This window comes from Lentzea sp. NPDC055074, assembly GCF_053608005.1.
Genome location: NZ_JBSGUQ010000015.1, coordinates 128293 through 146742 on the forward strand (window position 1 = coordinate 128293; position 18450 = coordinate 146742).

The 18450-nt window shown below is 72.0% G+C and carries 17 protein-coding genes; 6 read left to right on the forward strand and 11 right to left on the reverse strand.

The window, feature by feature from the left end; translation table 11 throughout:
* Nucleotide 1 precedes the first annotated feature (1 nt).
* Nucleotides 2-2764, forward strand: coding sequence for a BTAD domain-containing putative transcriptional regulator (locus ACWF7A_RS30010; RefSeq protein WP_452253849.1), 2763 nt, complete (start codon nt 2-4; stop codon nt 2762-2764).
* Here ACWF7A_RS30010 and ACWF7A_RS30015 read toward each other — a convergent pair.
* Together ACWF7A_RS30015 and ACWF7A_RS30020 are read right to left on the reverse strand one after the other, a co-directional pair.
* Nucleotides 2742-3170, reverse strand: a complete 429-nt coding sequence (locus tag ACWF7A_RS30015; protein ID WP_452253850.1) for a Calx-beta domain-containing protein — start codon at nt 3168-3170, stop codon at nt 2742-2744. The two genes, ACWF7A_RS30010 and ACWF7A_RS30015, sit on opposite strands and share 23 nt — an antisense overlap.
* A 61-nt stretch (nt 3171-3231) precedes the next feature.
* Nucleotides 3232-4173: a hypothetical protein gene (locus ACWF7A_RS30020; protein ID WP_452253851.1), complete on the reverse strand. Its 942-nt coding sequence runs from the start codon at nt 4171-4173 to the stop codon at nt 3232-3234.
* Between the two features lie 142 nt (nt 4174-4315).
* On the opposite strand from ACWF7A_RS30020, the gene ACWF7A_RS30025 reads away from it, so the two are divergent.
* Genes ACWF7A_RS30025 through ACWF7A_RS30035 form a run of 3 tightly spaced genes read left to right on the forward strand, consistent with a single transcriptional unit; the run spans nt 4316 to nt 6697 of the window.
* Nucleotides 4316-5641 carry a TrkH family potassium uptake protein gene (locus ACWF7A_RS30025; RefSeq protein WP_452253852.1) on the forward strand — a complete coding sequence of 442 codons (1326 nt, stop codon included), beginning with the start codon at nt 4316-4318 and terminating at the stop codon, nt 5639-5641.
* Nucleotides 5631-6293, forward strand: coding sequence for a potassium channel family protein (locus ACWF7A_RS30030; protein ID WP_452253853.1), 663 nt, complete (start codon nt 5631-5633; stop codon nt 6291-6293). Before ACWF7A_RS30025 ends, ACWF7A_RS30030 begins: the two co-directional genes overlap by 11 nt.
* Complete coding sequence (locus ACWF7A_RS30035) at nt 6290-6697, forward strand: YkvA family protein (RefSeq protein WP_452253854.1); 408 nt, start codon at nt 6290-6292, stop codon at nt 6695-6697. Before ACWF7A_RS30030 ends, ACWF7A_RS30035 begins: the two co-directional genes overlap by 4 nt.
* A gap of 3 nt (nt 6698-6700) precedes the next feature.
* On the opposite strand, the gene ACWF7A_RS30040 is transcribed toward ACWF7A_RS30035, so the two are convergent.
* Genes ACWF7A_RS30040 through ACWF7A_RS30055 form a run of 4 tightly spaced genes read right to left on the reverse strand, consistent with a single transcriptional unit; the run spans nt 6701 to nt 11291 of the window.
* Nucleotides 6701-7594, reverse strand: coding sequence for an alpha/beta hydrolase family protein (locus ACWF7A_RS30040; RefSeq protein ID WP_452253855.1), 894 nt, complete (start codon nt 7592-7594; stop codon nt 6701-6703).
* Between the two features lie 18 nt (nt 7595-7612).
* A complete protein-coding gene (locus tag ACWF7A_RS30045; protein ID WP_452253856.1) occupies nt 7613-8230 on the reverse strand; it encodes an acetoacetate decarboxylase family protein in 618 nt (205 codons plus the stop codon).
* Nucleotides 8220-9857 carry a GMC oxidoreductase gene (locus ACWF7A_RS30050; RefSeq protein ID WP_452253857.1) on the reverse strand — a complete coding sequence of 546 codons (1638 nt, stop codon included), beginning with the start codon at nt 9855-9857 and terminating at the stop codon, nt 8220-8222. Before ACWF7A_RS30050 ends, ACWF7A_RS30045 begins: the two co-directional genes overlap by 11 nt.
* A gap of 3 nt (nt 9858-9860) precedes the next feature.
* A complete protein-coding gene (locus tag ACWF7A_RS30055; protein ID WP_452253858.1) occupies nt 9861-11291 on the reverse strand; it encodes a flavin-containing monooxygenase in 1431 nt (476 codons plus the stop codon).
* A 71-nt stretch (nt 11292-11362) separates the two neighbouring features.
* On the opposite strand from ACWF7A_RS30055, the gene ACWF7A_RS30060 reads away from it, so the two are divergent.
* The gene (locus ACWF7A_RS30060; protein ID WP_452253859.1) at nt 11363-12391 is read left to right on the forward strand and encodes an AraC family transcriptional regulator; all 1029 of its coding nucleotides are present in this window, start codon (nt 11363-11365) and stop codon (nt 12389-12391) included.
* Here the strand turns inward: ACWF7A_RS30060 and ACWF7A_RS30065 are convergent, their stop codons facing one another.
* The 3 genes from ACWF7A_RS30065 to ACWF7A_RS30075 form a co-directional block, all read right to left on the reverse strand.
* Entirely contained in the window at nt 12392-13141 is a 750-nt protein-coding gene (locus tag ACWF7A_RS30065; protein WP_452253860.1) for an SDR family NAD(P)-dependent oxidoreductase, read from the reverse strand.
* A gap of 100 nt (nt 13142-13241) precedes the next feature.
* Complete coding sequence (locus ACWF7A_RS30070; protein ID WP_452253861.1) at nt 13242-15926, reverse strand: helix-turn-helix transcriptional regulator; 2685 nt, start codon at nt 15924-15926, stop codon at nt 13242-13244.
* A gap of 125 nt (nt 15927-16051) precedes the next feature.
* Nucleotides 16052-16549: a hypothetical protein gene (locus ACWF7A_RS30075; RefSeq protein WP_452253862.1), complete on the reverse strand. Its 498-nt coding sequence runs from the start codon at nt 16547-16549 to the stop codon at nt 16052-16054.
* A gap of 77 nt (nt 16550-16626) precedes the next feature.
* Here ACWF7A_RS30075 and ACWF7A_RS30080 point away from each other — a divergent pair, with 77 nt between their 5' ends.
* Nucleotides 16627-17076 carry a MarR family winged helix-turn-helix transcriptional regulator gene (locus ACWF7A_RS30080; RefSeq protein WP_452253863.1) on the forward strand — a complete coding sequence of 150 codons (450 nt, stop codon included), beginning with the start codon at nt 16627-16629 and terminating at the stop codon, nt 17074-17076.
* On the opposite strand, the gene ACWF7A_RS30085 is transcribed toward ACWF7A_RS30080, so the two are convergent.
* Both ACWF7A_RS30085 and ACWF7A_RS30090 read right to left on the reverse strand, forming a co-directional pair.
* Complete coding sequence (locus tag ACWF7A_RS30085) at nt 17039-17953, reverse strand: hypothetical protein (protein ID WP_452253864.1); 915 nt, start codon at nt 17951-17953, stop codon at nt 17039-17041. The genes ACWF7A_RS30080 and ACWF7A_RS30085 overlap by 38 nt on opposite strands.
* Nucleotides 17950-18447, reverse strand: coding sequence for a SigE family RNA polymerase sigma factor (locus tag ACWF7A_RS30090; protein WP_452253865.1), 498 nt, complete (start codon nt 18445-18447; stop codon nt 17950-17952). Before ACWF7A_RS30090 ends, ACWF7A_RS30085 begins: the two co-directional genes overlap by 4 nt.
* Nucleotides 18448-18450: the final 3 nt, after the last annotated feature.

An 18450-nucleotide genomic window follows, 5' to 3' on the forward strand; every position in this document is an offset into this window, starting at 1 on the left:
GGTGAGGATCCTCGGTCCGGTCGAGGTGTGCGGCCCGCACGGTCGTGCGGTGCTGACCGGGACCAGGCAGCGCAGCATCGTCGCCGTGCTGGCCCTGCGCGCCGGCACACCGGTTCCCGTAGATCGTCTCGTGGACGTGCTGTGGGGTGAGGACCCGCCGCGCACGGCCGTGCGGTCGTTGCACAGCCACGTCGCGCGGGTGCGGCAGGCGCTCGCCGACTGCGGCATGCCCGGCGCGCTGATGACCAAGCCCGGCGGCTACCAGCTCGACGCGTCCGTCGACGCGGTGACGTTCGACCGGACCAGGGACCTGGGGCTGTGGCGGGGCGAGCCGCTGGAGGACGTGGAGCTGTTCGGCTGGGGCCGCGCGGAGATCGACCGGTTGCGGGAACAGCGGGTCGCCGCGCTGGAGTCGTACTGGGGTGAGCGGCTCGACCGGCGGAACGCGGTCGAGGAGCTGGAACGGCTGGTCGTCGTCCATCCGACGCGGGAACGGCTCGTCGGCCTGCTGATGCGGGCGTTGCACCTCGACGGACGGCAGGCCGACGCCCTGGAGGCGTTCCGAAGACTCAGACACCGGCTCGCCGACGAGCTCGGCGCCGACCCCGGACCGGACGTCACCGCCCTGCACACCGCGATCCTGCGCCGCGACCCGTCACTGCACAGCGCGAGACCCGCCCAGCTGCCGGCCCGCGCGGGCCACTTCACCGGCCGCGCCGCCGAGTTCGCCTCGCTCGCGGGCCTTCCCCCGATCGTCGTCGTCTCCGGTGTCGCCGGGGTCGGCAAGACCACGTTCGCCGTCGAGTGGGCCCGCCGCGTCGCCGACCGCTTCCCGGACGGGCAGGTGTTCCTCGACCTGCAACGGCTCACCCCGGCCCAGGCGCTCACCGAGATGCTGCACAGCCTCGGCGTGCCGGCCGACCGGGTGCCCGCCGACCCGGCCGCGACGTACCGGACCCTGTTGCACGGCAAGCGAGTGCTGATCCTGCTCGACGACGTGCGCCGCGCGCGGGACGTGCTGCCGCTCGTGCCGGGCGACCAGGGGAACCTGCTGCTGATCACCAGCCGGGACGCGCTCTCGGCGCTCGGCACGCGCCACGCCGTGCACACCGTCAGCCTCGGCCTGCTCAGCGAGCCCGAGGCGCACGACCTGTTCGCCGACATCCTCGGCGAGTCCAGGGTGCGCGCCGAGTCCGACGCCACCGCGGAGCTGGTGGTCCACTGTGGACGGCTGCCGCTCGCGTTGCGCATCGCCGCCGCCCGGCTCGCGATCCGGCCTGGCAGGCGGATCGCCGACCTGGTGCGGGAACTGACCCGCAACGACCCGCTGGACGTCCTGTCGGTCGACGGCGACGACCGCACGGTCCGCACCGTGTTCGCGAGCGCGCACCGCACGCTGAGCCCGCAGGCCGCCCGATTGTTCCGGATCCTCGGCGAGCACCCCGGCGCGAGCTTCCCCGCCGACCTCGCCGACGCGATGGGCCCGGGCCTCGACGAGCTCGTCGCCTCGCACCTCGTCAGCGAGATGGGCAACGGCCGGTACGCGCTGCACGACCTCATCCGGTTGTTCGCGCGGCAGAGCGGCGACATCGGCGACGGCGTGGAGCGCCTGCTCGACCGGTACCTCACGATCGCGCACGCGGCGGGCGAGGTCCTCAACCCGCGCCACGACCTGGTGGCGCGGCCGCGCTGCGACGACCTCCCGTTCACTGCGGACCGCATCGAGGTGCTGGCCTGCCTCGACGCCGAACGCGACAACGTGCTGCACATGATCCGGCTGGCCGCGCGCTCCGGCCTGCACCGCGAGACGTGGCAGCTGGCCTACCTGATGACGGCCTACTTCGAAGCGCGCGGCAACTGGGCGGCGCGCGTCGAGCAGTGCGAGCACGCCGTCACGGCCGCCCGCGCGCTCGGTGACCAGCGGGCCGAGGCGGAGATGTTGCGGGGACAGGGCATCGCGTTGCAGATGACCTCCCGCATCGCCGAGGCCATGGTGGTGCAACGACAGGCGCTCGCCCTCGTGCGCGAGGCAGGCGACCTGCGCGGGGAAGCCAGGCTGCACAACAACATCGCGAACGCGCACTCCGAGCTGCGCGAGTTCGACCTGGCGCTGGACTCGTACCGCGCGGCGATGGACGTGCACGGCGCGGCGGGGGACGAGGTGGGCGTGGCGCTCGCCCGGCGCAACCTCGGCTACACCTACGTCCGGATGGGCAGGCCCGAGCTGGCCACCGAGCCGTTGTTCGCGGCGCTGGAGACGTTCCGCGCCGAGGAGAACCTCCGGCTGGAGGCGGCGACGCTGATGTCGCTCGGCAACGCGCACCACCGGCTCGCCGACCTCGCACCGGCGCTGCGGTACTTCGGCGACGCGCTGCGGATCAGCCGCGAGGTCACCGACGACCGCTTCGAGGCCGACGCGCTGACCGGGCTCGGCGTCACCCACCTCGCGCTCGCAGATCCCGCAGCGGCAAGGGAATGCCTGAGCGCCGCTCTCGTCGTGTGCCGCGCGCTCGGTGACGGCCACCGCGAGGCCTCGACCCTGCGCGACCTGGCCGAGGCAGACCTGGCACTCGGGGACCTCACGGCCGCCCGCGAGCACCTGACGGCCGCGCTGGAGGCGAGGACCCTGGCACCGGACGAGTTCGAGCGGGCCAAGGTCCACCGCACGTTCGCCGACCTGGAGGGCCGGAGCGGGCGGTGGACCGAGGCTGCCCGGCACCTGGCTCAGGCCGTCACGCTGGTCACCTCTTGCCGGCGATCATGAACACGGCGACGCGCTTGCCGATCTGACCGGGCTTCACCGACGTGATCTCCAGCGTGAACGTCTTCTTCTCCGGTGTCACGAGCAGCACCTCGTACGGCACGAGCGCCTGGCTCTCGCCCGCCTTGATGGTGACCGTGCCGCGCGGCGTGGCCCTGTAGTCCTGGCCCTGCTTCGCGGTGCCGTCGACGAACCTGTAGGCGACCTCGACGTTCTGTTGTGCCGCCGCGGTCTGCTGGGCCGGTCCGTAACGCAGCTTCAGCACCGCTGTGTAGGAGTCCGCCGACTCGTGCACCGGCCCGTCGATCGCGTCCACGACGACCGGGCAGTCCGGCGGGTCGCAGTCCGCTGCTCCGTGCGCGGGCACGATCCCTAGCAGAAGCAGCAACAACACCATGATGGTCTTCATTGACAACCCTTTCGGTGGGTCCGTCTCCGCAATGCGGAGACGGACCCACCGGGGTTGATACTCAGTCCTTCTCGTTGATCAGGTATTGCGCTCCGCCGAGATCCGTGCCCTGCGCGTCGGTCTGGCGCACGTGCAGCTCGGCCGGACCGGTCTCCCTGTCGGTCGCGAACGTCAGCGCGGTCTCGACGCGCTCGTCACCCTTGAGCGTCAGGTTGTCGAACCGGGCCTTCGCGTCGGCGAGCTGGAACTGCGTCTCGCCCACCTGCTTCACGCCCGTCGCCCGGCCACCGGCGGCCTTCCACCGGGCCGTGAGCTCCTGGCCGAGGTCGATCGTGATCGTGCCGGCGAACGCGCGGGTCTGCTCGAGGATCAGGTTCTGCCGGGCGTCGGCGCGCTCGGGGTTGCCGATCGTGTACGGCACGCGGACGGGCTCGAACGGCCGCACCCGCACGGAGTCGACGTTGCGCCACGCGATGTTGTTGTTCCGCTGCGCGTTCTGCTGGGTGTTGCTGCCCTCGGCGAACGTCATCGGGTCGGCGTTCGACACCCACCGGGCGAGCAGGCAGAAGTGCGCCGGGCCGGGCACGTTCCAGCCGGGCCAGGTGATCATCACCGTCGTGCCGCTCACCGGCACGGTCGAGCCGGCGGTGCCGATGTAGGTCCAGCCGCCCGGCCACGCCGTGCCGCCGCCGAGGTTGCTGCGGTAGAGGTGGAGGCTGCCGTCGACGGTGCCGATGGCGCCGGCCTTCCGTCTCAAGGTGACGAAGACGTAGTTGTTCACGCCCACCACGGGGTTCTGGGACACCGCGCACGGCACCGGCGTCGAGCACACCTTGATGTCCGGGCTGTAGTAGATGCTGCCGGTGCTGGGCTCGTTCCCGACGTCGGCGACGTTGTCGCGGACGAACACGTCGCGTTGGAACGGCGTCGCGCTCACGGTGGGCGCGATCAGCGTCGCGACCGCCAGCAACCCGGCCAGCACCGTCGCCAGTTTGGCTTTCACCATGTCCTCCATCGGTTGAGGTCTGCCGAGGGAAGAAGTACCGGCGCGACGTTGTGGCGACGTTGTCGCGCGGTTGTCGAGCCTTGACCGGTTTGCCTCCTCCTGACCGGCCTGTCCGGAGCAGACGATCTAGGCTGTCGCGGTGATCACCGGGTGGCGGCACCCAGCCCGCCTCGTCGTCCTCGCCTTCCTGGCGGCCACCGCGGCCGGCACGGTGCTGCTGATGCTGCCTGTGTCGGCCGAGTCCGGGCAGGCCACCGGGTTCATGCGGGCGCTGTTCACGTCGGTCTCCGGCATCACCGGCACGGGGCTCGCCGTGGTCGACACCGGGTCGCACTGGTCGGTGTTCGGCGAGGTCCTGCTGCTGGTGCTGTGGCAGATCGGCGGCTTCGGCATCATGACGCTCGCGTCGGTGCTGGCGTTGCTGATCCAGCACCGGCTGGGCCTGCAGCTGCAGCTCACCGTGAAGACCGAGACGAACACGCTGAACCTCGGTCACGTCCGCGGGGTCGTCGCCGGTGTCGTCCGGATCAGCCTGATCGTCGAGGCTGTCGGCGCGGTGGCGCTCGCGCTGCGGTTCTGGCTCGGGTACGGCGAGTCGTTCGGGCGAGCGCTCTACTCGGGGGTCTTCCACTCGATCTCGGCGTTCAACAGCGTCGGCCTGTCGCTGTACGCGGACAGCCTCATGAGGTACGCGACGGATCCGTGGGTCTGCCTGCCGATCGTGCTGGTCTCGGTGACGGGCGGGCTGGGGTTCCCGGTGCTGTTCGAGCTCCTGCGCCGCAACCGCAAGCGGTGGTCCCTGCACACCAAGATCACCGTGCCGGTGTACCTGGGGCTCATGGCGTTCGGGATGCTGGCCATGCTCGTCTTCGAGTGGGCGCGCGCGGGCACGCTCGGGCCGTACGGGGTCGGCGAGAAGCTCCTCATCGGACTGTTCCACGGCGTCATGCCGGGCAGCGCCGGGTTCAACACCGTCGACGTGGCCCAGCTGCAGCCCGCCACGATGCTCGTCGGCGACGTGCTGATGTTCGTCGGCGGCGGCAGCGCGGGCACGACCGGCGGCATCAAGGTCACGACGTTCGCCCTGCTCGCGTTCGTGATGCTGGCGGAGGTCCGTGCCGAGCCGAGCGTGCACGTCATGGGCCGCCGGATCAGCAACGAGGTGCAGCGGCAGGCCGTCACGGTCGCGCTGCTGGGGATCGGCGTGGTGATGGCCGCGACGCTGATCCTGCTGAGCACCAGCTCGTTCCGGCTCGACGACGTGCTGTACGAGACGACTGCCGCGTTCGGTGGCGTCGGCATGTCCACCGGCATCACCGACGACCTGTCCGTCACCGGCCAGCTCGTCATCATCGTGCTCATGTTCATCGGCAGGGTCGGGCCGATCACCCTGGTCTCGTCCCTCGCGCTGCGGGAACGCCGCCGGCGCTTCGAACTACCCGAGGAGCGACCCATTGTCGGATAAGCACCCGTCCCGCGTCGTCGTGCTCGGACTGGGCCGCTTCGGCCGTTCGGTCGCGCTCGAACTGGTCGCCCTGGGCACCGAGGTCATGGCGATCGACTCGGACCCGAAGCTGGTCCAGCGCTACGCCGACGACGTCACCCACGCCGTCGTCGCCGACACCACCGACGCCGAGGTCATGCGCCAGCTGGGAGTCGACGAGTTCCAGCGCGCGGTCGTCGGCATCGGCAACAACCTCGAAGCCAGCATCCTCACCACCGCCGTGCTGGTCGACTTCGGCGTCGACGACATCTTCGCCAAGGCCATCAGCCGGGAACACGGCCGCATCCTCGAACGCATCGGTGCCCACCACGTCGTGCTGCCCGAACACGAGATGGGCGAACGCGTCGCGCACGTCGTGGCCGGCCGCGTGCTCGACTACATCGAGATCGAGAACGACTACGCGATGATCAAGGCCCGGCCGCCGGAGGAGGCGGTCGGCAAGCCGCTCGGCACGAGCAAGCTGCGGGCCAAGTACGGCGTGACCGTGGTGGGGGTGAAGCGTCCCGGAGCCGACTTCACCTATGCCACCGCGGAGACCGTGGTCGAGAGCGGTGACGTGCTGATCCTCGCCGGGAAGGTCGCCGACGTGGAGCGGCTCGCGGCCAAGACGTGACCGGTTCGTTCTGGTGGGACCTGCTGATCGGCGTCGCGGCGGCCCTGCTGCTGACCTGGGTGGTGCTGCTCGTCGCGCTGGCCGTCGTCCGCCCGCGCGGAGGCCTGCTGCGCGAGGCGCTGCGCCTGCTGCCCGACGTGCTGCGCCTCGTGCGCCGGCTCGCCGCCGACAGGTCGTTGCCGCGCGGGACCAGGGTCCGGCTGTGGCTGCTGATGGCCTACCTCGCCCTGCCGATCGACCTGATCCCCGACTTCATCCCGGTGCTCGGGTACGCCGACGACGCCATCATCGTCACGGCCGTGCTGCGCAGCGTCGTGCGGCGGGCGGGGATCGACGCGGTGCGCGCGCACTGGCCCGGCACGGACGACGGCTTCGCGGCCGTCGTCCGGCTCACCGGGTTGTGACCGTCACTCCGTCCCTTCGAACGTCACCGCCGCGTCGGTCCGCGCGGGCTGGCCCCACACGAAGTCCCGCGCCGCCGCGTCACCCGCGAGGTAGAAGCGGAACCACGACGTGAGCACCCTCTTCGAGGCGACGAGCTGCGCGGCCCTGGTGACGGACCCGCTGTCGCAGAAGATCCCCGAGGAGTCCATGAAGCCGCAGTGGAACCCGCCGGTGACCGTCCGGAGCTGCTTGGCGGGCTGCTTCGCCGCGAACATCGGCCGCTGGTGCTCACCGACCGGGGTGATCGTGTCCTGCGACCCGGCGAGGAACTGCGCCGGCACCCGCAGTGTCGCGGCCGCGGCCTTCGCCGAGGGGTTCGTCTCCGCCGCCGCGTAGGTCGAGATCGTCTTGATCTGCGGGTTGCGCGCCGCTGCCAGGACGGCGGCACCGCCTCCCATCGAGTGTCCCGAGGCACCCAGTGCCGTGGTGGTGATGTGCTCGCGGAACCGGGAACCCGTCGTGCCGTCCTGCGCCACGAGCCAGGTCAGACCGGTGTTGAGGTCGTCGGCGAACGCGCTGTGGCTCGGGCTCAGGCCGCCCTGGGTCGTGGGCACCACCACGACGAAGCCCCAGGACGCGAGGTGGTTGCTCGTGCTCGTGTACTTCGACGTGGCCTGAAAGAAGCCGTGGCCGAAGGCGATCGCGGGGAACCTGCCCGCGGCGACAGGCTGGTTCGTGCCCGCGGCCGTCGCGGGGTAGTGCACCCGTGCGGAGACGGACCGGCCGTTCGCGACGGCCGTGACATCGCTGTACGCCACCGGGTACGTGCCGGGCAGGCCGTAGTCCGGTGGCGCGGCTAACGCGGGGGTGGCGACCGTGGAGGCCACCAGGGCGAGCGTGATCGCGAGAACGCGCATGAGCTTCTCCTCATGAGATCAGGAAGATCCGAACCGCATGTGCAGGGTGGAGACGGCCACGTGCAGGCGTGGCCGCGCCGCCCCGAGCCAGCCGAACTCGCTGTCCGGCGTGAAGTGCCAGCGCAGGCGGGTGAGGCCGATCCGGGCGGACGTGCGTAGTTGCGTGCGTGTCGTCTTGCCGTGCAGGGCCTGCCAGACCGAGGTGGTCAGCCGGACCGGGAAGGCTCGTGAAGGCTTGCGGGTCTCGCTGGCGGACGCGATGACGTCGCCGTCCTCGTGAGCTGTCGCCTCCAGCCGCGTTCCGGGGGAGAAGGTGAAGCCGGCCAGCAGTTTCGGGATGCCCCACAGTTCTCGCGCGCCCTGCTGGGAGGTGCTGTCGTCCACCAGGATGTCCAGAATGGACAGACCGAGGCCGGCCTTGCGGCGGACCAGCACCGCGGCCATCACCTCGTGGTAGCTCAGCACACCCGGCGGCTGGTAGTCGACGAACGCCGACACCACGATCACGCGGCCGAACAGCGTCAACGGCACCACGTCCGGCGGTGGCAGGGGCACGGCCGAACGTGGTGCCGTCCACACGGTGAGCCAGCCCCGTCCGTGCAGGTCCCACGGCTCAGCGGGCCACTCACTTGGCATAGCGCACCTCCAAGGCACCGGGGGCGTCGGCCGGGACCACGGGGTTACCCGGTGGCACGGCGCGGACGCGCTGGTAAGGGCTGCCCGGGGCGGGACGCGGGTCGGGCTCGCCCTTCTTGGGCCACAACGACATCGCCCGCTCTGCCAGGGCGGTGATGGTGAGCGCCGGGTTCACCCCGAGGTTCGCGGGGATCGCGGACCCGTCGACGACGTGCAGGCCGGGGCAGCCGTACACCCGCTGGTACGGGTCGAGGACACCGGTGGCGGGGGAGTCGCCGATCACGCAGCCGCCGATGAGGTGACCGGTCAGCGGGACGTTCACCAGGTCCGGCCACGATCCCCGCGCCACCCCGCCCGCCTTGGCCGCGAGACGCCGCGCCACCTCGTGCCCTGCGGGGATCCAGGACGGGTTCGGAGCACCCTCGCCCTGCGTGGTGGTCATCCGGCCACGCCGGAGCACCGTGGTGAGCGAGTTGTCGAGACTTTGCATGACCAGCAGGGCGATCGTCTCCTCCGACCACGCGCGCGGGGTGTGCATCCGCAGCAGCGAGCCGCGTTCGCGCAGGAGCTGGGCCAGGCCGCGCCGCAACCTCGCCGGGCCGCCGTCGACGAGGGTCGTCATCAGCAGGCCCATCAGGTTGCTGCCCCGGCCGTACCGGACCACCTCGACGTGCGTGTCGGCGTCCGGGTGGATCGACGACGTGATGGCGAGACCGCGGGACTGGTCGACCCGGCCACCCGGCACCCGCACGGCCACGATCGCCTCGGAGTTGGTGCGGCACAGGAACCCGAGCCGCGGCGAGAGACCGGGCAGCCCGCCGCGGTCGCGGATGCGGTGCAGCAGGCGCTGCGTGCCCAGGGAGGCCGCGGCGAACACGACCTGACCGCTGGTGAACGTGCGGGTCGCCCGTCCTCCGGTGCGTCGTGCCGTGACCTTGTACCCGCTCAGGTGCGGACGCACGTCGACCACCGTGGTCAACGGCCACACCTGCGCACCCGCCTTCTCGGCGAGGTACAGGTAGTTCTTCGGCAGGGTGTTCTTCGCGTTGTGGCGGCACCCGGTCATGCACGAGCCGCAACCGACGCAGGTGTCCCGCAGCGGACCGGCGCCGCCGAAGAACGGGTCGGTGCCGCCGGGTCCGAAGTGGACACCGACCTGGGACGTGCGGAACGTCGGTGCGACACCGAGGTCGACCGCCACGTCCCGCAGGTGCCGGTCCGCCGGGGTGCGGCACTGGTTGGCGGTCACGCCGAGCATCCGGGACGCCTGGTCGTAGTGCGGTGCCAGCTCGTCCTCCCAGTCGGTGATGTGCCCCCACCGGGAGTCGCGGAAGAAGGCCTGCGGCGGTTGGTACAGGGTGTTGGCGTACACGAGCGAACCACCGCCGACGCCCGCGCCGCTCAGCACGGCGACGTCGCGCAACGCGGTGATCCGCTGGATGCCTGTGCAGCCGAACGCCGGTGCGAACAGGTAGTCGCGCACCTGCCAGGAGGTCTCGGGGAGGTCGTGGTCGGCGAAGCGCCGCCCGGCCTCCAGCACGCCGACCCGGTAGCCCTTCTCGGTCAGCCGCAGCGCGGTCACCGCACCACCGAACCCGGACCCGATCACCAGCACGTCGTAGTCCACCGGTCACACCCTCACACGAGCGGGCTCGAAGTCGGCCGGCCGGAGCCGGGCGCGGCGCAGGTACTCCCACGTGGTGCCGGGCCAGTTGGTCGTGATCGACCCGTCGGCGGTCCGGTACCAGGAGGAGCACGTGCTCCACACGCCTCCCGCCAGCCTCCTGGTCATCTCGGAGTCGAACGCCGCCGCGACCTCGGGCCGCACCTCCAGCGCCGTGCCGGACCGCGCGAGATGACGCACGGCCGACACGACGTACCGGCACTGCGCCTCGATCATGGTGACCACCGAGTTGCCGCCGAGGTTGGTGTTGGGGCCGTAGACCAGGAAGAGGTTCGGGAAGCCGGGCACGGTCAGGCCCAGGTGGGCACGCGGGCGGCCGGCCCACGTCTCCGCGAGGTCCCGGCCGTCCCTGCCGGTGATCCGCAGGCCGAACCCGAAGCCGGACACCGTGAACCCGGTGCCCCAGATCAGCACGTCCGCCCGGTGCTCGCGGCCGTCGGCGGTGCGCAGGCCGTGCGGGGTGACCTCGGTGATGCGCTCGGCCACCACGTCGACGTCCGGCCTGGCGAGGGCGGGGTACCAGTCGTTGCTGAACAACACCCGCTTGCAGCCGGGCCGCGTCGTGGGCTTCAACGCCGCCCTCAGCACGCGGTCGCGGACCTGCCGCCGCCGGTGAGCCGCCGCGACGGCGGAGACGAGCGAACGGGACAGGCGGCTGTTGAGCAGCCTGGTCAGCGTCTCGCCGGCGAGCCACACACCGCCCCGTGCGGCGCGCAACCTCGCCGGGTGGGACCGGCCCGTCAACGGCGCGTCGGGCTTCGGCAGGACGTGCGGGGCCGATCGCTGGAACACCGTCAGGTGCTCGGTGAGGGGCGCGATCTCCGGCACGAACTGGGCGGCGCTCGCCCCCGTGCCGACCACGGCCACCCGCCTGCCGCGCAGGTCGACGTCGTGGCGCCAGCCGGCGCTGTGGAAGACCTCCCCGGCGAACCGGCCTAGTCCGGGCAGGGCGGGGATCGACGGGGTGGTGAGCTGGCCGACCGCGCAGACCAGCACGTCGGCCTCGACGACGTCGCCGTCCGCGAGAGCGACGCTCCACCGGTTCCGCGACTCGTCGAACGTCGCGGCCACCACCTCCGCGCCGAACCTGATGTGGTCGCGCACGGTCTCCGCCGTGGTGCGCAGGTAGTCCAGGATGTCGGGCTGCGCCGAGTACCGGCGTGGCCACGAGGTGCTGGGGGCGAAGGAGTACGAGTAGAGCGACGACGGCACGTCGCACGCGGCGCCCGGATAGGTGTTGTCCCGCCACACCCCACCGGGCCCGCTCGCCCGCTCCAGCACGGTGAACCGGTCGAACCCGGCTCTGTGCAGCGACAACGCGACGCCCAGCCCGCCGAATCCGGCTCCGATGACGATCACTTCGGGGTTCGCGTCCACGTCGTCGACGCTAGGAACAACCACCCGTTCGCACCAGGACAACACCGGCCGGGCAGTTGACAATCGCGGCCATGAGGTCGTTGGCCGAGCCGGTCGTCCGGCACTGGGACTTCCCGCGGGGCATCGCGAGCGTCGCACTCCTGCTGCGCTTCGGCGCCGAGCACGGGGTCGAGCTGGACGTGCTGCTGGAGGGCAGCGAGATCGACGCCGGGATCCTCGCCGACCCGGCCGCCGAGATCGACGCCCGGCAGGAGCTCACGGTCGTGCGCAACCTCGCGCGCCGCCTGCCGCACGCGGGCGTCGCCGTCGGACGTCGTTACCACGCCACGACTTTCGGCGTGCTGGGCTACGCGTTCCTCAGCGCGGCCACGCTGCAGGACGCGATCACCACCGCGCTGCGCTACCTGGACCTCAGCTTCGCGTTCACCGCGCCCTCCGCCGTGATCGACGGCGACCGGCTCGTGCTGGCGCTCGACACCACCTCGCTGCCCGCCGACGTGGTCCCGTTCCTCGTCGAGCGGGATCTCGCTGCGATCCACACCGTCGTCGGAGAGCTGCTGACCGGCGCGGTCCCGGTGCTGGGCGTGGACTTCGCCCACGCCTGCCCGGCGGACGTGCGCGAGCACGAGGAGGTGTTCGGCGTCCGCCCGCGCTTCGGGGCCGGCTCCGACCAGTCCGTTGTGGACGTCGCCGTGCTGGCCGAGGCGTTGCGGCTGGCCAGCCCCGAGACGACGGCCGTGTGCGAGGAGCAGTGCCGCGTCCTCGCCGAACGCCGCCGGGAGAGCCCTGGAGCGGCGCAGGAGGTGCGGCGGCTGCTCGAGTCGTCGGACAGGTTCGGGGAGAGCATGCCCGCGGTGGCCCGTGCGCTCGGCACAAGCCCGCGGACGTTGCGGCGGCGCCTGGCGTCGTCCGGCACGAGCTACCAGGCGTTGCTCGACGAGGTGCGGTCGAAACGGGCGGTCGCGCTGCTGTCCCGCGGCGACCTCTCGGTGGAGGCCGTCGCGGAACGGCTCGGGTTCGCCGAGGCGGCGAGCTTCATCCACGCCTTCCGCCGCTGGTTCGGCGTGACGCCGAGCAGGTACGGCCGCCCGCAGCGGTGATCAGCCGTAGCAGGCGCCGAACGAGATGTTGACCTGCGTCGAGGTGATGCTGCGGCCCTGCTCCGACGCGACGAACGCGGCGACGTTGCCCACGTCGGCCATCGTCGCGGCGCGCTTGAACGGCGAGGCGTCGAGGATGCCCTGCCGGGGGACCTCCATCTCCGGGATGTCCGGGAACGTGTCGATGATGCCGCCGGTCAGCAGCGTCACCGTGCGGACGCCGTGCGGCGCGAGCTCGACGGCCCACTGCTTGCGCAACGACTCGACGGCGTCGAAGCCGATCTGCACGTTCCCCATGCCGGGCAGGACGTTCGCGTGGTCCGAGCCGCCGAAGAACAGCAGCACGCCGGACTGCTGCTTCACCATGTGCCGGGCCGCGGCCTTCGTGGTGATCAGCTGCGTGGTCAGGCCCCTGCCGACGGCCGCGACGAGGTCCGTCGTCGAGATGTCGGCGAGCGGCTGGAAGAGTCCCTCGCCGGTGATGACGTTGACCGAGATGTCCACGCCGCCGGACTTCTCCGCGACGGCGTCGACGTGGTCGTTGACGGCGGCGGCGTCCGTCGCGTCGACGACGGCGGTCTCCACCTGGCCGCCCACGGCGCGGATGCGGTCCGCGACGGCCTCGAGCGACGCCGGCGTCCGGCCGGCCAGGAAGACCCGCGCGCCCTGGGCGGCGAAGGCGTCCGCCATGGCACCGCCGATCTTCCCGCCGCCCCCGTAGATCACCGCGGTCTTGTTCTCCAGCAACATCGTCTTCTCCTTGTCGTCGGAGGAGACGCTAGGCGGGGTCGCGCCGGTCCACATCGGTCACGTGACTGGCGTGCGACCGGCGGACAGGCCCGCGGGTAAGTCATCCGAGTCCGAGCTGCGCCAGTTCGATCCGCCTGGTGACACCGAGCTTGGGGTAGGCGCGGTACAGGTGGTGGCCGATCGTGCGCGGGCTCAGGAACAGCTGGGCGCCGATCTCCTTGTTGCTGAGGCCGGCCGCCGCCAGCCGGACGACCTGCACCTCCTGCGGCGTCAGGTTCTTCAGCACGTCGACGGCGGCCGGTTCGAGCGGACGTTCGCCGAGCTCGCTCGCGGCGCGTGCCTCCCAGACCGAGGCGCCCAGCCGGGCGAAACCGCTGAGCGCGGCGGTCAGTTCCGTTCGTGCCTCTCCGCGACGGCGCCGGCGGCGCAGCCATTCGCCGTACAGCAACCGGGTCCTGGCCTCGTCGAACCGTCCGGCGGGCAGGCCGAGCGCCGCGCGGTACCGCTCCTCGGAGTCGTCGAGCATCGCGTGGCAGCGGTGGGACAACGCCGTCGAGACAGGACTGTCCACGTGCGCCGCCCAGTGGTCGAACGCCTTGACGTGCTCGGTGACGCGGTCCGGGTCGCCGTCGCGGACCGCCGCCTCCACCAGGTCCGGGACGGCGCGGATCAGGAAGTCGTAGCGGGCGGGACCCGTGCAGACGGCGTGCAGCGCCTCGAACGCCGCGCCGTAGCGCCCGGCGGCGAGGTCGAGCAGGCCGAGACCCCACCGCACCAGCGCGGTGCCGACGGCGTGCCGTCCTTCCAGGACCGGCAGCACCTCGGCGGCGAGCTCACGGCAGCGCTCCTCCTCGCCCGTCACCGCGGCCAGCCAGACCGAGGCCGACCGCAGCACGGCGACCTCCACGTCCAGGCCGAACTCGGTGCCGAGGGCGACCGCCTCGGCCAGACAGGTCTGCGCGGTCAGGAAGTCACCGCGCAGGGCGTGGGCGAACGCGAGGACCTCCTGCGCGTAGGGGATCCACATCAGGGCCCCGGCGGCACGCGTCTCGGCCACCATCGTGTCCATCGCCGCGACGGTCGCGTCGTCGTCGGCCAGCATCAGGCCGCTGAACCCGGCGACGACCCGGTGCATCACGTCCTCGCCCGGCAGGTGCCCGATCTCCAGCACCGCGCGCAACGGCCCGGGCTCCGGCCGCCCGCTCAGCAGGCCGCCCCAGCTGGTCAGCGCGTCGGCGGCCAGCCGCGACCGCGAACCCGGCTCCAGCGCGAGGCCCTTCATGAGCTCTCCGCCCTCGGCGATCAGCGGCAGCACGCCCGCGTCCCGGCCGGCGCAGATCATCTCGGTGAGCATGACGACGGCCCGTTCGGGGTCGCTGTCCTTGATCAGTCGTGCGGCCTCGGCCGCGAGGGCGGCGTCGGCCTCGGGGGACGTCCGTTCGTACTCGATCTGGCCGCGCAGCAGCGTCACGTCCGCGAGGACGGCCGGGTCGCGGGTGAGGGACGTGACCTCGACGGCCAGGCGGGCCGCGCGGTCGGGTCTGCCCGCGTCGTAGGCGGCGAGCGCGGCCTTGGCGATGCGCCGCGCCTTGAGCTCGGGATCGACGCTCAGCCGTCCGGCCCGGTCGTACGCGGCGGACACCGCCATCGCGCCGCCCCGGCGTTCGGCCCGCAGCGCGGTGCGTTCGAGCTCGGCCGCGACCTCCTCGTCCGGTTCGGTGGTGGCGGCCGCGAGGTGCCAGGCCCGGCGGTCCGGCGTGGTCAGCGCGTCGGCGAACGCCCGGTGCACCGCGATCCGCTGGTGGTGGGTGGCGCACTGGTAGGCGGCGGCGCGCACCAGGGGGTGCCGGAACGCCAGCTCACCGTCCGCCACGCTGATCAGCCCGGCGCGTTCGGCAGGCTCCAGGTCGGCGGTGTCCGCGCCGACCGCGCGGGCGACCCGCAGGACCGCGTCCATCCCGGCGAACCGGTCGGCCGCTGCGACGAGCAGGATCGACTGGGACGCCCGGGGGAGTCCGACGATCTGGTCGCGGAACGTGTCCTGCACCCGCCGCGTGACCGGCAGCGGCCCGACCTGGTGCGCCGGTTCGGCCCGCCCCTCGCGCTGGGCCGCCAGCCGGGCCGCGCCGAGCTCGAGCAACGCGAGCGGGTTCCCGTCGGCCTCCTCCAGGACGCGTGCCCGCATCGGCGCCGTCAGCCCGGCACAGCGCTCGTCGAGCAACGCGCCCGCCGCGTCCGGCGAGAGCCTGGACAGCCGCAGCTCCTCGATGCCGGGCGTGCGGAACGGCACGGCGGTGTCCCGGACGCCGAACAGCATCACCACCGGATCGGCCTGGAACCGCCGCGCCGCGAACAGCAACGCGTCCGACGACCCGCGATCGAGCCACTGCGCGTCATCGACCACGCACACCAACGGCCGTTCGGCCGCGAGCTCGGCGAGCAACGTCAGCGTCGCCGCGCCGATCAGGAACGGCGTGGCCGTGTCCCCGCTCAGCCCGAACGCACCGCGCAACGCGGCGGCCTGCGGACCGGGCAGCAGGTCGAGCCGGTCGAGGTGGGGGTAGAGCAGCAGGTGCAGCGCGCCGAACGCCAGCTCGGCCTCGGACTCGATCCCGACGCCGCGCAGCACCCGCGCGTTACCCGCCGAGGCCACGGCGTGGTCGAGCAGGGCGGACTTGCCGATCCCCGCGTCACCGCGCACGGTCAGCGCGGTGCTGTGCCCGTGGGACGCGTCGCGCAGCAACCGCTCCACGTGAGCGCGTTCGCCATCCCGGCCGACCAACATGGCCCAGGAGCCTAGTTGCCGGGGATCACCCGAGTGAGCGACCTTCGCGGTTGCCGGACTTTCCGGAGGTGCGAATGGTGGCCCGATGCCGGGACCGGGTTCGGGGAGGAGCTCGACGCACGCCGTCACGAGCCGACCAGCGCGTCCGCCCGGAACACCTGCCGGACAACGCCGATCCACCACAGGAACGTGAGCGCGATGACGGTCGGGTTCTTGAGGAACAGCAGGACGGCCAGGTAGGTCTGCCTGGCCTCGGGAGGCAGCAGCGCCGAGACGACGTGCTCGGCGAGCACTTCGAACACGGCGAACGCCACGCCGAGGAAGACGACCTGCCACACGAGGCTGGGCCAGTGCCGGCGCGCGAACTCGCGGCCGGCACCCCAGCGCAACGTCAGGCCGGCCGTGGCGATCCGCCACACGAGCACGACGAGCAGGATCCGCGCGGCCAGCACGACGAGCTCGGAGGCCGTCGCGAGGGCGGGGTCGATCTCGTCCGTCCAGTTCACCGTCACCAGCCGCTGGACCGACGCGACCAGCGACAGTCCGACCACCAGCCAGAAGTGCCGGGTGTAGCAGTGCCACGTCCATCTCGGCACCTCGAGTGCCAGTCTCCACTCGCTCACGCGTCCCCCTTGATGCTTCAGTCGACTGAACAATTTAGTTCAGCATACTGAAATATCGACTGAGGTAAAGTGGCGGCGTGGAAGGTCGAGATGCCGGACGTGAGCTGAGCACCGCCGTGGTCGCGTTCCACGAGGCGGTGGGCGCGAGCCTCGGGGTGACGGCGGTCGACCAGCGCGCGCTGGCCGTGATCATGGGCGCCGGGTCGGTGTCGGCGGGGGAGCTGGCCAGGGAGATCGGCCTGACCCCCGGCGCGGTCACGGGCGTGGTCGACCGGCTGGCGCGGGCCGGGCTCGCCCGCCGCGAACCGCACCCGGAGGACCGCCGCAGGCTGGTGATCACGGCGGCCCCCGGCGCCTTCGGCGACGCCTTCGCCGGGCTGGCGAAGGCGATGGCCGGGCTGACCGAGCGTTACTCGCCCGCCGAGCAGGCGGTGATCGGCGACTGGGTGGCCAGGACGATCGAGGTGCTGCGCGAGCAGACCCGGATCCTCACCGAGCGGTCAGCGTCACCTCCCAGTCGCCCGTGACGCGTTCGGGGACGACGGTGAGCTTGACCGTCTGCCCCTCCTTCAGGTCGAGCCCGTAGTGCTTCTTCCAGTCCATGGGGGAGTTCTGCGCGCTGCGCGCGTCGTAGGACCAGCTGGAGAAGTCGAGGACCAGGACGTCCTCGACGAACACCTGGATCCTGCCGGGGGTGTTCATCTGCCCCAGCACCGAGGCGGTGCCGGGCCAGCGCACGCTGAGCTCCTTGCGCCGCAACGGGTCCGCGTCGGACTTCAGCTCGACGAGCGGCTCCGGGAGGTGCTCGACGAACGTCGCGGGCGTCGGCGGGCGCGTCGGGAACGGGTACTCGCTCACCGGCACGGGTTCACCGATCCCGACGGCGAACGTGCCGCTCGGCGGCGCGCTGTCCACGGTCAGCGTGATGACGGACGGTTGTCCCACCACGATGTCGAAGCCTTCCCAGCCGGGCACCTTGTGCGAGCCCCCGCACGAGTTGCCCTCCTGGAGCAGATGACCGTTGATCGTCACGGTGATGTGCATGACCTCGTGGGGAGGGGTCTCGCACCGGGTGAACACCAGGAAGTCCATCGACTCCGGCACGAACCGCGTGCTGGCGCTGGTCGTCGGGAGGTCGCCCCAGGCCTGGGCGACGAGCCGGGTGCCCTCCTGGTACTGCGGCAGGCTGCGCGGCGGCACGGCGGGTTCGGGCTGGTCGGCACGGGGGAGCACCGCGTAGACGATGCCGACGAGCGCGAGCACGACGCCCGCGACACCGGCGACGGCACGCCGCCGCCTGGTGGCGGACACCCTGGCCCGCACTCCGGCCATGCGTGCCTCGTGGGACGAGTCGGCGAGGTCCGCCCGCTCGCGCAACACCTCGGTGAGGTCGCTCAGGTTCATCGCCACACACCTTCGAACGTGATCGTGTCGTCGAGCCGCAGCTTCGCGAGCGCCTTGCTCGCCTGGCTCTTGACGGTCCCGACGGAACAGCCGAGCAGCCCGGCCACCTGCGCCTCGGTGAGGTCCTCGTAGAACCGCAGCACGAGCACCGCGCATTGCCTGCGGGGAAGCCGGCCCAGCGCCTGCCAGAGCCACTCGCGTTCGTCGACGGCGTTCTGCGGTGACTCGCCGACGCTTTCCGGCAAGTCACCGGTCGGGTCCTCGCCTCTCCAGCGCCGCCGCCACCAGGTGGCGTGAGAGGTCACGATGATCCGCCGCACGTACGGCTCCGGGTCGCCGTCGACGCGGCTCCACGCCCGCCAGGCCTTGGCCAGCGCGGTCTGCAGCAGGTCCTCCGCGTGACCGGTGTCCCGCGTCAGCAGAAAAGCCGTTCGCAGCAGCCGTGGCGACGCCTCCGCCACGAACTCCTCGAATCCCTCGGGTGAGTGCAGCAACTT